This window comes from Zhongshania sp. (assembly GCF_041584495.1).
In the GTDB taxonomy this organism is placed as follows: Bacteria; Pseudomonadota; Gammaproteobacteria; order Pseudomonadales; family Spongiibacteraceae; genus Spongiibacter.
Map to the genome: position 1 here is coordinate 1 of NZ_JBFHDY010000016.1, position 14,573 is coordinate 14,573.

Genomic DNA, 14,573 nt, shown 5'->3' on the forward strand with positions numbered 1-14,573 from the left:
AGCAGAGGGTCGGCGGTTCGATCCCGTCATCACCCACCATTATCGTGTAAAAGTATGCGGACCGGTAGTTCAGTTGGTTAGAATGCCGGCCTGTCACGCCGGAGGTCGCGGGTTCGAGTCCCGTCCGGTCCGCCAACTTTTATTTAGACCTCCCCAATTTTTTTTCTTGCCTAAATGATGCGCCAGCATCGCATTAGGTTTGATGCTGTTTCTGGACCGGTAGTTCAGTTGGTTAGAATGCCGGCCTGTCACGCCGGAGGTCGCGGGTTCGAGTCCCGTCCGGTCCGCCAACTTCCCTATTTTATTATCTTTGCGCTTATCTGGCGTGCGTCGTCGATTTGCACTAGCACAGGTTTTATTCGGTTTTACTATCCGCTTCTCTATTGTGTTTCTATAATGCTTCGCTATCGGTCGTTCTCGTAATCAGCGCTTACTGCCGTGCATTCAGCAAAGCTGGGAGGTTCACTTGGGGGCATTAACCGAGGCAGTTGTTTTCTTCAAAGACGACAGTGTCGCTAAAGAGATGTTTTTTTCTGAGTTTGAAGCGGTATTAGATGATGTGGTCGGTATTGCGGATTTTGCTGGCGACGAAGTGCACGCGGCGTTTGTGCAGATAGAGGATAGTCTCAAAATTTTAGGGGCGGTTTTTTTTACCATTAGCTTTGATACCCGCGGTCGGGTAACGGGTAATTGGAATATTCCGCTGCGGCATTTGCTGGATCACGCCAGCTATGGCCCGGACCTTGGCGCTGGTCCTATTAAGGTTGCCTGTCGCAGTGCCTGCCCAGTGGCCTGGTATCGTCGCCAACTCTGGGATCCAGACATGGGCTCTGGTGGGACTTTCCAACGTATGATTGCGGCTGCAGAGCGCAATCGGCTCGGTATAATTAGTGATCGCGATAGTCGGGCGGCCCCGCAATTGGGGGTTGCCGATTTTTTCAAAGCTCCGGCCGGTGCTGATCCTGCCCGCGCTACAGTAACGACTGCAGCCGCGGAAGCGCCGAACACTCGTGCAGCCCGCTCAACGGTGAAGCAATCGCTAGCTGATGGCAGTCTTGGCCCAGTCTTTAATCGACGGTATCGCGCTAAGCTAGTGGCGTCTCGCAACGCTGAAAAATTAAATTTGCTCACCCAAGCGGAGGCTTTCCAGCGCAAGCTGGATCAGCAAGGGGAGGAATTAACAGCGCAATTGCGTGAGCGCGAGTTAGTCATCAAGGCGCAAAAAGAACATTTAGCTGATTTAAATGTGAGATTTAAAAAGCTCGAGTCGCGGTTTGCCAGCCAGAAGCGTCTCGTTGCGCAAAAAAGTGAAGAAATCGATGCGTTAATGGAGCGTGGCGGTCGTGATCACAAGCAACAAATAGCCGTATTGCGCGCCGAGCATGCTGAAAATTTAGAGCGCCAGCTCAAAGAGCAGGCCGTCGAACTGGCTGAACCGCTGCGCGATCGCGAGCGTGAACTGTATTTGCGCGCCAAAGAAATAGTTGATTTGCGCCGAGAGTTAAGCGTTTTGCGTGAGCAGAATCGCGGTTTAATGCTAAATAGTGATAATCAGCTCCTGCAGACGATGTCTGAAAAAGGCGTGGTCTTTGTCGCCTACCATCCTGGTGTTGAGCATCTGGTGATATCGCAGGACGAAATGCCTGGCTATTTAAACGATCCGCTAGCGTACGTAGCATCACGCTGCGAAGTACCAGATGGCCAATATCACGAGTGGTTGGCGCATTATCGCCTGCCTATTTGTCGCCATAGGGATAGCGATGGGCAGTATTGCGGTGAGCCGATACCCAAAATTATGCGACCTCGATTATTCCGGCCTGGTGAAAGTGATCGCTGCCATGAGCATAGTGATTCCCTGCGTTGATGATTAAAGCGGCAGGGTAATGGTGTCGAGTTTGATACAGCGGGCTTTTGTTAAGAAGGGCGTGACGGTGGACATCTTGCGCTTAGATAAAATGCATGCGCTAGCACCGGGTAATAAGTGGTTTAAATTGGCCCTGAATTTATCGGCGGCAAAAGCGGTTGGCGCGGAAACCTTACTCAGCTTTGGTGGTGCTTTCTCCAACCATCTTCATGCTTTGGCGGCAATTGCGCAAGACCAGGGGCTTGCTGCGGTGGCCTGCGTTCGCGCTGATGCTGGGCGTGACTTAAGCCCAACCTTGCAAGACGCCGTTGCATGGGGAATGCATTTACATTTTTTAAGTCGCAGTGATTATCGCCGTCGTCACGAGGCGGGGTTTGTCGCTGAGCTTGCGTCCCAGTATAAGCGCCCCTACCTGATACCTGAAGGCGGTGCGAATGTGCTGGGTGCTCAGGGTTGTCGGGGTATTGTCGAGCTGATCCCGAGGAGTGGGCAGGATTATCATGCCGTGGTGTTAGCGTGCGGTACCGGCACAACTTTGGCTGGCGTATCAGCGCAGATCGCGGATGGGGTTCAGCTTATCGGGATTCCGGTGCTAAAAGCGGAGGCGTATATGGCTGCGGATATTCAGCGCTTGCAGTTCGCGCTCGATCATCATCGATCGAACTGGTCGTTGGATCATCGATTTCATGGCGGCGCCTACGCCCGGTTATCGGCGCCGCTGCAAGAATTTATGCTCGACTTTGAGGCGCGCTACGGTATTAGGCTTGACCCGGTATATACCGCAAAGATGGCTTATGCCGTGGATTGTATGATTAATAACGGCGAGTTTGCCGAAGGTGCTCGGGTGTTGCTTATTCACAGTGGTGGCATGCAGGGGCGTAGGGGCTACCCCCAGTTGCCTGAGGGGGTGTCTCGAGCAACCTAGATCGCTTCTGGCCATTGGTCGGGAACAATAAAAAGGCGTTGTTGCTCCGCGTTAATTGCCATAATAGGTCGTTCCCTAGCCAATTTAAGGTGCTCCGCGTTAAGGTCAGCGGCGCTTGCATATTGGCCCTCGAGCCAGTGCGGTTTTGCGAGGTAGCGCCAGGGCGTCGATTCCGAGCTACTCGCGGTGAGACCGATGTATTCACTTAGGGTTTGCCAGTGGCCGCGTTGGTGCATTGGGTTCAGGCTTTGGTGGGCGGTTTTTTCGTCGTCGCGATGGAAGAGCGTGCCGCTCACTTGGATTTGCTGGGCCGGTGCTGAAATGCCGTATTTGCTCAGTGTGTCGCGGCCCGCGGCGGTGTGTGCAAGGGGCAATTGGTGCTGGCTGAGGCGGGCGAGCTTGCGGTCGAGCCGGTCGGCGCGATTCGGGCCAAACCAATGGCTGAGTGAGGGTTGTTGTTGGCTTGGATTGAGGCCGAGAAAAAACTTTACCGCCAGTTCTAGGTGTATGGCTTGTTGGCTATTGTGGCAATAGTAAAGAACATCAAATTCACCAAGGGTTTTATTGCCATCGCGCACGGGAATATTGTGAGCTATTAATTCGGTGGTGGGGTCTTCCTGCAAGAAAAAATGCCAGAGGCTTTCAAAAACCAGCCCAAGTCGTTTGCTGTGGCAGTGCGCCTGCATATATTGGCGCAGCGCGTGGTCGTCGCGATCAAGTGCGTTTAGCCATTCTTTGCGTTCATCGGTCAAAGGCAGTTGCGGTGTCGCCACCCTTGTTTCAGCGCAATACATACTGGTGAGCAGCGGCGGGCTGAAGCAACTCCAGGCAAGCGCAGTGACTAACGGGGAGCGAAACGGATATTGATTTGCAGAAAAAATGGTTTTCTCCAGGACTTCATTGTCGGGTATAAAGCGCGTTAATTGCGCAAGCTCACTGATTAGAGGGTGGTGTTTCGTTTGCATTAACGCGCTATTGTGTCTCAGACTTTAGCACAGCGGCCATATTGAGCGTGCTTCTGTATAATAAGCGGCCAAGTACAAACAGTAGGTATTATGGAACAGTTTCGCAATATAGGTGTGATCGGCCGTGAGGGCAACGGTGTGGCGGAGACGCTGCGGCGCTTGATCGACTTTTTACAACGCCGAGGCCTTAGTGTGGTGCTCGATGAGGCGGTTTCTGAGCTTTTACCAGAACATGGTTTGCGCGTCTCTACTCGTCGTATGATTGGTGAGGTTTGCGACCTCATTATTGTAGTGGGAGGAGACGGTAGTTTGCTGGGGGCGGCGCGTACCTTGGCAAGACATAGCGCGCCAGTACTTGGCGTAAATCGCGGACGGCTTGGATTTTTAACTGATATTTCGCCAGATGACATAGAAAGCCAAGTTGGTGCTGTCCTCAATGGCCAATACCGTTTAGAAAAGCGATTTTTGCTCGACGTTGAAGTCATGCGCGACGGTCAGCCTGTTGGCAAGGGTGACGCCCTCAACGATGTTGTGCTGAATTCGGGTACCTCGGGGCATATGATGGAGTTTGAACTCTATGTAGACGGCGAGTTTGTTTACCGCCAACGTTCTGACGGCTTAATCATTGCGACGCCCACCGGTTCCACTGCGTATTCCTTGTCGGCGGGGGGGCCAATCATGCACCCGCGCTTGGATGCCATCGTGATTGTCCCTATGTTCCCGCACACCTTGAGCAGTCGGCCGATCGTGATTGACGGTAAAAGCGAGATCAAGATGGTGGTAGGTAGGAATAATGTGGTTCAACCGCCGGTAACGTGTGACGGTCAATTGCGTATTACTACCCAGCCCGGTGATATTATTTATGTGCGTAAAAAGCCCCATAAGATGCGTTTGGTGCACCCTTTAGATCACAGTTTTTATGCAAGTTGTCGTGATAAATTGGGTTGGGGTGGGCAGATTGGTAAAGAGGATGAAGATGTCTGAGTTTGTCGGTTTGCGTCTTCCGGTTACCACGGATCTATCAGAATTTTCGGTACTCTTATCGCAGTTATCGGTGCCCCATCGAATTAGTGAAGAGCGGGGGATGTTGGTGGTGTGGGTTGGTGCGGAGTCACATGTGACGCAGGTCAAAGACTTATACGAGCGCCTGCAGTCTGGCGACCTTGAGCTAAGACTTGAGTCGACAGCGGTCACTGCGAAGGTGCCATCAACGTGGTATCGCAATTTGGTGACAGCGCCAGTCGTGGTGGTTTTATTACTGTTGAGTTTGCTTGGGAGTATCCTGCCGGTAGTTGATCGCCATTTTGACATCCTGCCACTGCTGAGTTTTTATCAGTTGCATATTGTCGATGGCGATTTGCAGGGCGCGTGGCCTCGGGGTGAGTTGTGGCGGGTGATTACCCCGGCTTTTTTGCATTTTGGTCTTATGCATATCGTCTTTAATGCTCTCTGGCTTTGGGAACTTGGTGGCATGATCGAGCGGCGCCAGGGTGCGGTGCGCATTTTAGGTCTGGTTTTATTGATTGCGGCAGGTTCCAATATTGCACAGGCAATGATTGGCGTGTCGCTATTTGGCGGTATGTCCGGTGTGATTTACGGCCTATTGGGTTATATCGTGGTGTGGAATCGCTTGCGACCGGCGACGCCATTTCCTTTGGTTAAGGGCGTTGCGGTGGTGATGGTGGTTTGGTTGCTCGTGTGTATGGCCGGCTTTACTGAATTGCTTGGGCTGGGCGCAGTGGCAAACACCGCGCACCTCAGCGGTTTGGTTTTGGGTCTAATTCTTGGAGTGGCCGCCGCCTTGTTAGATCGTAAGCCCGAATCAGGCCCGAGCTGATATACTGCGGCGCGGCTTGACCAGTAGTTATTTGAAGTGAGTGATCGATGGATTTTGAACAATTAGTAGACAATATTACCCCGGCGATTTACGAGGGGCTTAAGCGTGCTGTGGAAATTGGCAAATGGCCCGACGGTCGGGTTTTAACGGTGGAACAGCGCGAGCACTGCATGGCTGGGGTTATTGCCTATGACCTTAAAATGCAGGATGAAACCGAGCGGGTAGGTTATATCGATCGTGGCAAAAAGGCCGAGGGTGAAATGTGTGGCGAGGACCACCGTCACGATGATGGTGACCAGATTCTGAAGTGGGCGGAGTAAGCCCATGAGCGAACGTGTTATCGCTGGCGCTGCGGCCAAAATGAAAACCCATTTAGACGGTGCTTTGGCCACTTACAGTATGCCGATTGGCGATCAGCTAGTGCCTATGAATGCGCTTATCGGCAAGACGCTGACCCTGGATTTTCAGGGCCAAATTAATTGTGTACACTGCGGCCGCTTGACTAAAAAGAGCTTTAATCAAGGTTATTGCTACCCCTGTTTTCAGCGCTTGGCGCAGTGCGATATTTGTATTGTTAGCCCAGAAAAATGCCACTATGCGGCCGGGACGTGTCGGGAGCCTGAGTGGGGCGAAAGTCATTGCATGATTGATCATGTCGTGTATTTGGCTAACTCATCGGGTGTAAAAGTTGGAATTACGCGAGGCACTCAGGTGCCCACCCGTTGGATTGATCAAGGCGCAGTTAGCGCCTTGCCGATTTTTCGCGTTAGCACCCGACTGCAGTCCGGGCTAGTGGAAACCCTTTACAAAAATCACGTTGCCGATAAAACCAGCTGGCAGGCCATGTTAAAAGGCTCTCCAGACAGTGTTGATTTAGCTGCGCGACGTGATGCGCTTGCCGTGGAGTGCGCCGACGACATTGCTGCCCTGCAGCAGCGCTTTGGCTTACAGGCAATTCAGCCAATAAGCGATGTCCCGGTACAGCATATTGAATATCCGGTGAGTGAATATCCCCTTAAAGTAAAATCCTTTAATTTAGACAAAGTGCCTAATATTGCAGGCACGTTGATGGGGATTAAGGGGCAGTACCTGATTTTTGACACGGGCGTGATTAATATCCGCAAATACGCCGGTTACCACCTGGCATTAAGTAGTGAGTCATAGCGGCTCAGGAGAAGTTACATGCGCGACGCGCAGCCGAGTACGATTTATTTAAGTGAATATCAAGTTCCCGCGTATTTGATTGATACGACTGCACTGGTATTTGAGTTAGGTGAAGAAAGCACCAAGGTCTCTTCGCAATTGCATATTCGTCGCAACCCAGCGTCGACCATAAGCAATGCGCCGCTCGCGCTCCACGGTACCGAGTTGGCGCTGATTTCGCTGGCTATTGACGGTCGCGCCCTTGATGCCAGTGAATGGACGCAAAGTGGCGAGCAATTGATTATTGCTAGTGTGCCCGCCGAGTTTGTGCTCAGCTGTGAAACCCGCATTCGCCCCCAAGACAATACCTCGCTGGAAGGTTTGTATAAATCCAGCGGTATGTTTTGTACTCAATGTGAGGCCGAGGGTTTTCGCAAAATTACCTATTACCTGGATCGCCCAGATGTTATGTCGGTGTTCACGGTTGAGATTATTGCCGATGTCCAGCGCTATCCGGTACTCCTGTCTAACGGCAATTTAAGCACGGCGGAGGTATTAGCCGACGGGCGCCATAAAACGGTTTGGCAGGATCCATTTCCTAAACCCGCTTATTTATTTGCCTTGGTTGCTGGCAAGTTGGCCTGTGTGGAAGACCGGTTTAAGACCATGAGTGGTCGCGATGTGGCATTGAAAATTTACGTTGAAGATAAAGACGCGGATAAATGTGAGCACGCAATGGTGTCCCTTAAAAACGCAATGCGTTGGGACGAAGAAGTTTATGGCCGAGAATACGATCTCGATATTTTCAATATTGTGGCCGTCGACGATTTTAATATGGGGGCAATGGAAAACAAGAGTCTCAATATTTTTAATACTTCCTGTGTATTGGCTAAGCCAGAAACCACCACAGACGTGGGCTTTCAGCGGGTTGAAGGGGTAGTAGCTCACGAGTATTTCCATAACTGGTCTGGTAATAGGGTCACTTGTCGCGATTGGTTTCAGCTCAGTTTAAAAGAAGGTTTTACGGTCTTCCGGGATGCTGAGTTTTCTGCTGATATGGGGTCGCCAACAGTCAAGCGCGTAGAGGATGTTACTCTGCTACGCACCGCGCAATTTGCCGAAGATGCTGGGCCAATGGCGCATCCGATTCGCCCAGATTCCTTTATTGAAATTTCTAATTTTTACACTGTGACGGTGTATGAAAAGGGCGCTGAAGTTGTGCGCATGATTCACACGCTGTTAGGGCCAGAACGGTTCCGCAAGGGTAGTGACCTGTACTTTGATCGTCACGATGGCCAGGCGGTTACCTGCGAAGACTTCGTGTTGGCAATGGAAGACGCTAGTGGTGTAGATCTGGGCCAGTTCCGCAATTGGTATTCTCAGGCAGGTACGCCCAAGCTGATGGTAAGTGCTGAGTATGACGCTGCAGCACAAACTTATACTCTGCATGTGCAGCAGTCCTGTCCGGCAACGCCAGGCCAGAGTAAAAAGGCGCCGTTTCATATTCCCTTTGCTGTGGCGCTATTGGGGGAGGCCGGTCAGCTCGCTTTGCAGTTACAGGATGCGGTGCCGAATACTGAAACCGCAGACAATACTGAAATGGTATTGAACGTGACGAAGGCCGAGCAGAGTTTTACTTTCACCGGAATTAAAGAAGAGCCGGTACCAAGCTTGCTGCGCGGCTTTTCTGCACCAGTGAAACTGGAATTTGATTATAGTCGTGAGCAATTATTGCGCTTGATGAGCAGTGACAGCGACGGTTTCTGTCGCTGGGATGCCAGTCAGCAACTGGGCTTGGCGGAGCTTAGTCAAGCGCTTGCTGATATTGCTGCTGAGCGTGATGTCGTACCTGAACCAGCTTATTTAGACGCCTGCCGGGCGTTGCTTAGCGATGAATCCCTCGATGGTGCAATGGTGGCAATGATGCTGCAGCTGCCCTCCGAAGCGTATTTGGCTGAGATATTCCACCCTGTTGATGTGCTTGGTCTTCACCGCGCTCGCGAGACTTTGCGCTTGGCAATAGCTCAGGCCTTACGTGGGGAATTACTGGCGTGTTATTCGCGCTGTGCCAGCAATGCCGTTTATGCTGCAGATGCCGGACAGATAGCCCAGCGCAGCCTGAAAAATACCGCATTGTCATATCTGATGTTATTAAATGACGACACCGGCAGTGAGCTTGCGACTCGCCAATTTGAATACAGTGAAAATATGACAGATCGTTTAGCGGCGCTTAATGCACTGGTAAACAGCACTGCGCCATATAAGGCTGAAGCGCTTCAGCGCTTTTATCAAAATTGGCAGCACGAGCCCTTGGTTATTAATCAGTGGTTCCAAGTGCAAGCCATGTGTCGCTTGCCAGGCACGCTTGAAACAGTTCAAGGCCTGATGGCGCACCCGGCCTTCGATATTCGTAATCCCAATAAAGTGCGGGCCTTAATTGGTGCATTTTGTGGACAGAATAGTGTTAATTTTCACCGCGAAGATGGTGCCGGTTACCGCTTCCTTGCCGATCAAGTTATTGTGCTAAACCGCAGCAACCCACAAATTGCGTCGCGCTTACTGGTGCCGCTGACCAAGTGGCGGAAATATTTACCGGCGGCGCAGCAGCTAATGTGTGCGGAATTACAGCGAATTTTAGCGCAGCCGGATTTATCTAGTGATGTGTATGAGGTGGTGTCAAAAAGTGTCCAGGAGTATCGCGAGGAATAAGCATTGCTTTTGTTATAACTATATTCGTATTTGTTATAAGTGTATGATTTTAAAGATTTTTATTTATATTTTGGGGGCTGCTGTGCTAAAGTCGCCGACCTCTTAATGCTTTTATAGACAAAATTATGGATCTTGATCTCGACGCCTTAAATAGTACGCTGCGCAATGCCTCCGCCGAGGAGATTATTCGCTGGGCGGTGTCATTAAATGAGCCGATAATGGCGTCTACCAGCTTTTCACCGAATGCGGCGGTGATGCTGAAGCTTGTAACCGATACGGCCCCTGAAATGCCGGTGGTTTGGGCAGACAGCGGTTATAATGTGCCAGACGCTTACCGGGTTGCCGAGCAATTGATAAAACTGCTCAAACCGAATATCAAGCCCTATGTTCCTTTGATTACCGCAGAGCATCGCAATGCCATTATGGGCGGAATTCCGCACCCAGATGACAACCCTGAGCTGCACCGGGAGTTTACCCGCCAAGTTAAATTAGAGCCGTTTAATCGTGCCTTTGCGGAATTGGCGCCCAAGATATGGGTGACGGGTATTCGCAAGGAGGAGACGGAGTTTAGACAAAATCTCGATATATTGTCATGGGATGGTCGCGGTATTCTGAAAGTCGCCCCGATTTTTTACTGGACCGAGGCTGATGTGCAGGCTTATATGAGTGAACACAAACTGCCAAGCTGTAAGCATTATTTCGACCCCACCAAAGTGGCAGAGAACCGTGAGTGCGGTTTGCATACTTCAGCGTAATTTTTAGGAGGAATGAATTCCTCTTTTCGCTGAATTCGGGGTTTCTGCGGCTTTCTAGATAAGGTTTTTCTCATGTATGCTGTTTTACGCTGTTTATTGTTTTGTTTGTCTCCTGAGCGCGCTCACCATCTATCTTTAGTTTTAATCTCTCTGCTTGAACGCTGTGGCTTAAGTGGCTTGTTGGCGCGTCCGATACCCAGCCGGAGCCGTCTTGTTATGGGAATCGAATTCCCTAATCCAGTGGGCTTAGCTGCAGGTCTAGACAAAGACGCTAAACATATCAATGGCTTGGCGGCCTTGGGTTTCGGTTTTATTGAAGTTGGCACGGTGACCCCATTGGCGCAGCCTGGTAATCCGCAGCCGCGTCTATTTAGGCTGCCGGAAGCCCAAGCGATTATTAATCGTATGGGCTTTAACAACCTTGGCCTTGAGCATTTGCTAGCTCAGGTTAAAGCCAGCGGCTTTACCGGGGTGTTGGGTATTAATATTGGTAAAAACAAAGACACGCCAGCCGAGCGTGCCGTAGATGACTATCTACTTGGCTTGCGCAGCGTGTATCCCTATGCGAGTTATATCACCGTTAATTTGTCTTCACCAAACACGCCTGGTTTGCGGGATTTACAGTTTGGGCAGCCATTAATCGACTTGTTGGCGGCATTAAAAAAGGCGCAATTAAGCCTGGCCGACACCCACGGTAAATATGTGCCAATGGCGGTAAAGATAGCGCCGGATATGGCTGAGGAGGATATCCGCAAGGTTGCCGAGGTGTTTGTTGAGCAGGGTATTGATGGTGTTATTGCCACCAATACCACCATTGCCCGCGATGCTGTTGTCGGTTTACCTTATGGCGACGAGATAGGGGGCTTGAGTGGCGGGCCGGTACGAGACAGCTCAACTCGGGTTATTCGAATATTGGCTGACGCCTTGCAGGGCCGTCTGCCTATCATCGGCGTGGGCGGTATTAGTGACGGGGAATCAGCGGCTGAAAAAATTGCGGCGGGGGCATCTCTGGTTCAGATTTATACCGGCTTTATATATCGCGGCCCGGCTTTAATTGCGGAGGCGGCAGCCGCTATTGCAAAGACTGAGGCTGCCTAATGGTATTGAGTAGCACTGTTATTGAGGCTTTTAGCGTCTCGGTTACCACTTTTTTTGCCACCATTGGGCCTATTGACGTCGCCGCCATGTTTGCTGCGCTAACGGGTAGTCTGTCCGCGAAAGAGCGCGCTCGTACAGCGCTTCGCGGTGTGTTGATCGCCACAGGGATATTGTTGGCGTTTGCGGTACTGGGGGAGATGATACTGAATGCCTTGGGGATTTCGCTGGCGGCGTTACGCGCGGCCGGTGGGATTTTGCTGCTATTAATTGGTATCGACCTCGTTACAGTAAAAGGCAGTGGGGCCACCACGACCACCACCGATGAAGATATGGAAGCTGAAGAGAAGGCGGACATTGCTGTGTTTCCCTTGGCGACGCCGCTGATTGCGGGTCCCGGTGCTATTGGTGCGGTGATTTTGTTAATGGCCCATGCCGAGGGCAATTTCCTTGAGCAGGGCGCGGTCGTGGTTGCTTTGCTGTTGGTGATGACGATGACTCTGGGGGCATTATTGCTGGCGAGTCGTTTGCAAAATTGGTTGGGCGTTACCGGCATGCATATGATTAGCCGAGTATTTGGGGTATTGCTCTGCGCCTTGGCGATGCAGTTTTTATTTGACGGTATTGCCCAAAGTGGTTTGCTGGCGGGTTTGGTCGCCAGCTAAGCACCGTGTGTTACAGGGAGGGGCTAGCGTTCAAAGGGCTCTCCGATGTTCACCAGCTCTGGGCCATCAAATTGCATTTTGGCTTTGCGGATTGATAAACTAAATAGAGGTTTTTTGGGTAGGCCGAGATTGCGCAATACCATTGCTAGGGGGTGCTGCTCACCGATCTCAGGCACTTGTCCGCCGAGTTTGAAACTTAAGCCCTCGCCTTCGGTAATGCCCATTGTTTTCCAAGCTTGTTTGTTGCGAATCGCCAATGACGGTGCTCGCTGTGGTTTAGCGACGGTTTTGCCACCTGTTGGCGCGCTAATGCTGAAAACGGCGTGACCTTCGTCATGAAGCTGCGCAAAGGCAGTTTTCGGCCCAAAATCAATGTCGACGTGACAAACCCATTTTGGAAAGCCCCAGATAAAACGTCCAGCATGGGTGGTAAAGTCTTGATTGACGGGCATGCGGTAGACAAAATTGCCAAGCTGGCCGCGCATCATTCGGCTTAATGCGCCAAAAAATGGCAGTGACTTGCGTTCGCCGGGCGTGGTGACGGGAAAAACAATGGCGGCTTCGTTGTAGTCGCCTAAATCGTTTTCTCGGTAGTCGACGGCGAGCAATTGCATGAGCGCCGTTCCGGGCAGTATTTCAACAACCTTAAATCCGCTGTCGGCTATGAGTGCTTGCGCTTTAGCGGCATTGACCGTAAACATATTCATGAGCATCGCGGCGTTGTTAACGTTGACGGGGAGGGTGACGGTCTGCCCGTTTATTTGATATTCCCGGGCGTTGGTTTTACTGCATAGGGTGTCTGTTACTTGTTCTTGCTCGGCAGCGCTAACGCGCTGCTCAGTGTATAAGATGCGGGTATCCTGCATTAGCCATGACTCCATTATTATCGGTTTATTCGTGTTTTGGTTTGTGAGCTGAAGGTGTTGAGTAATAGAAGTGTAACGCACAGCGCGGCACTATCTGATTACAATGGTGTTACTTGAATCGGCAGTATTATTTTCGGGCACTGGCCCGCAGAGGATTAAGGAAAAATGGCTAAAAAGCTTTCCAGTAGCGTCAGGGAAAAGGTGATGCAGGCTGCATCGAAGACGAAATTCTTAAGTGCGGCGGCCGATACCTCCGGTCGGCGCATCAGTTTGGCAGAGTTTGGCCTGAGGGGGTCGTGGCGGGTGTTGCAAACCGCATCAGCAGTCTCGCCTAGGGCGCTAAAGTGTCTGTTGCGCCGCCGCCAACCAAGTCCGCGGGAGCTACGCGAGCTTTTTGAGGATTTAGGCGCCACTTATATTAAGTTCGGCCAGTTTATTGCTAGTTCACCTTCTATCTTTCCAAAGGAATATGTAGACGAATTTCAGTTTTGTCTAGATCAAACTCCGTCGCTACCCTTTAATAAAATCAAACAGATTATCGAAGAGGACCTTGGCCAGCCTATTGCCGAGGTGTTTGCTCATTTCGATGAAAAGGCCTTGGCGTCGGCCTCTATTGCGCAGGTACACGCGGCGCGCTTGGTCACCGGTGAAGACGTTGTGGTTAAAGTGCAAAAGCCTGGAGTGCAGACGATTTTAACGACGGATATGAATGCGGTATACCTGTGTATTCGCTTGTTTGAATTGATTTTACCCAATACTGACAAAGACGCTGTAGCTGGGTTGGTAGAAGAAATGTACCAATCTATGATCGACGAGTGCGATTTTTACAAAGAAGCAGATAATTTAACGCAGTTTCGCGCGTTCTTGTTGCAAAGTGGCAATAATCATGTACTTGCGCCAAAGCCTTATAGTCAAGCCTCCTCTCGAAAGGTGCTGACGATGGAACGCTTGTATGGCACGGCACTGAATAATGACGTGGCGAAGGGCGAGGTAGGGTTTGACCGAGCCAACAGCCTGTTTAACGCACTCAATACATGGTTTGCGAGCCTGACCCAGTGTGCGTTTTTCCATGCCGACTTACACAGTGGCAATTTATTACTGCTCAATGACGGTAGGGTCGGGTTTATTGACTTTGGTATGGTTGGTCGCATTCAGCCTGAGGCGTGGCAGGCTATATTTAGTTTATTCATGGCGATTAGTGAACGAAACTATGAGTTGATGGCGCAATCGATGATTAGTGTCGGTATTACCCGTGAGGTGGTTGATGAAGTCGCATTGACCCGAGATATTCGTAATTTATTTGATGGTCTAAATGCCTTGGACCCTCAGGCAGTTCTCGAAAACAAACAAACAGATGGTATTACCTCATTGTTGAGTGAATTAGGTGATATTGCCAGAACCTACGGTATTCGCTTTCCCCGGGCATTTACGATGCTATTAAAGCAGTTTCTGTATTTTGATCGCTACATGGAGCTGTTGGCTCCTGGCGCTGACATTTTCCACGATGACCGGGTCGACTTCTTTTTGCACTGAATCTATTCGGCGAGTAATTCAGTTTGGGGCTTTGGCGATGATATTGCCTTAGCCTACCTCTTAATCAAATACCTTAATAATACGGAAAGACCATTCCAAGTCCCCATGAAATCAAGCACTTCGGTGCATTAGCGGCATTTTTTGTAAGTAGATGACACTATTTTATATATAGCTATATAAGCAGTACAGTTAGCTTCATAGTCAGCCTGTTGCAGT

Annotated in this window: 13 protein-coding genes and 2 tRNA genes; 13 read left to right on the forward strand and 2 right to left on the reverse strand. The window is 50.7% G+C overall.

Going from position 1 to position 14,573, the window contains the following annotated elements:
• Positions 1-58: 58 nt before the first annotated feature.
• The 4 genes from ABYP33_RS04830 to ABYP33_RS04845 all read left to right on the forward strand — a co-directional run bounded on the left by ABYP33_RS04830 (position 59) and on the right by ABYP33_RS04845 (position 2,789).
• Positions 59-135, forward strand: a tRNA-Asp gene (locus tag ABYP33_RS04830).
• Between the two features lie 78 nt (positions 136-213).
• Positions 214-290 (forward strand) — tRNA-Asp (locus ABYP33_RS04835).
• Between the two features lie 176 nt (positions 291-466).
• Positions 467-1,864, forward strand: coding sequence for a hypothetical protein (locus ABYP33_RS04840; RefSeq protein ID WP_373088961.1), 1,398 nt, complete (start codon positions 467-469; stop codon positions 1,862-1,864).
• A 19-nt stretch (positions 1,865-1,883) separates the two neighbouring features.
• Positions 1,884-2,789, forward strand: a complete 906-nt coding sequence (locus ABYP33_RS04845) for a 1-aminocyclopropane-1-carboxylate deaminase/D-cysteine desulfhydrase (protein ID WP_373088963.1) — start codon at positions 1,884-1,886, stop codon at positions 2,787-2,789.
• Here the strand turns inward: ABYP33_RS04845 and ABYP33_RS04850 are convergent.
• The gene (locus ABYP33_RS04850; RefSeq protein ID WP_373088965.1) at positions 2,786-3,754 is read right to left on the reverse strand and encodes a DUF1853 family protein; all 969 of its coding nucleotides are present in this window, start codon (positions 3,752-3,754) and stop codon (positions 2,786-2,788) included. The genes ABYP33_RS04845 and ABYP33_RS04850 overlap by 4 nt on opposite strands.
• 90 nt (positions 3,755-3,844) lie before the next feature.
• On the opposite strand from ABYP33_RS04850, the gene ABYP33_RS04855 reads away from it, so the two are divergent.
• From ABYP33_RS04855 to ABYP33_RS04890, 8 genes are all read left to right on the forward strand, one after another.
• The gene (locus tag ABYP33_RS04855) at positions 3,845-4,738 is read left to right on the forward strand and encodes an NAD(+) kinase (RefSeq protein ID WP_373088967.1); all 894 of its coding nucleotides are present in this window, start codon (positions 3,845-3,847) and stop codon (positions 4,736-4,738) included.
• Positions 4,731-5,591, forward strand: coding sequence for a rhomboid family intramembrane serine protease (locus ABYP33_RS04860; protein WP_373088969.1), 861 nt, complete (start codon positions 4,731-4,733; stop codon positions 5,589-5,591). Before ABYP33_RS04855 ends, ABYP33_RS04860 begins: the two co-directional genes overlap by 8 nt.
• 47 nt (positions 5,592-5,638) lie before the next feature.
• Positions 5,639-5,911 (forward strand): YeaC family protein, encoded by a 273-nt coding sequence (locus ABYP33_RS04865; RefSeq protein WP_373088971.1) that lies wholly within the window; start codon positions 5,639-5,641, stop codon positions 5,909-5,911.
• A gap of 4 nt (positions 5,912-5,915) precedes the next feature.
• Positions 5,916-6,755: a DUF2797 domain-containing protein gene (locus tag ABYP33_RS04870; RefSeq protein WP_373088973.1), complete on the forward strand. Its 840-nt coding sequence runs from the start codon at positions 5,916-5,918 to the stop codon at positions 6,753-6,755.
• An 18-nt stretch (positions 6,756-6,773) separates the two neighbouring features.
• Positions 6,774-9,443 carry an aminopeptidase N gene (gene pepN, locus ABYP33_RS04875; protein WP_373088975.1) on the forward strand — a complete coding sequence of 890 codons (2,670 nt, stop codon included), beginning with the start codon at positions 6,774-6,776 and terminating at the stop codon, positions 9,441-9,443.
• Between the two features lie 125 nt (positions 9,444-9,568).
• Positions 9,569-10,198, forward strand: a complete 630-nt coding sequence (locus tag ABYP33_RS04880; protein WP_373088977.1) for a phosphoadenosine phosphosulfate reductase family protein — start codon at positions 9,569-9,571, stop codon at positions 10,196-10,198.
• Positions 10,199-10,270: 72 nt separating this feature from the next.
• Positions 10,271-11,296 (forward strand): quinone-dependent dihydroorotate dehydrogenase, encoded by a 1,026-nt coding sequence (locus ABYP33_RS04885; protein ID WP_373088979.1) that lies wholly within the window; start codon positions 10,271-10,273, stop codon positions 11,294-11,296.
• Entirely contained in the window at positions 11,296-11,958 is a 663-nt protein-coding gene (locus tag ABYP33_RS04890) for a MarC family protein (protein WP_373088981.1), read from the forward strand. The genes ABYP33_RS04885 and ABYP33_RS04890 overlap by 1 nt, the downstream gene beginning before the upstream one ends.
• Before the next feature lie 23 nt (positions 11,959-11,981).
• Here the strand turns inward: ABYP33_RS04890 and ABYP33_RS04895 are convergent, their stop codons facing one another.
• Positions 11,982-12,824, reverse strand: a complete 843-nt coding sequence (locus tag ABYP33_RS04895) for an acetoacetate decarboxylase family protein (protein ID WP_373088983.1) — start codon at positions 12,822-12,824, stop codon at positions 11,982-11,984.
• A gap of 165 nt (positions 12,825-12,989) precedes the next feature.
• Here ABYP33_RS04895 and ABYP33_RS04900 point away from each other — a divergent pair, with 165 nt between their 5' ends.
• Positions 12,990-14,357 (forward strand): ABC1 kinase family protein, encoded by a 1,368-nt coding sequence (locus ABYP33_RS04900; protein WP_373088984.1) that lies wholly within the window; start codon positions 12,990-12,992, stop codon positions 14,355-14,357.
• Positions 14,358-14,573: the final 216 nt, after the last annotated feature.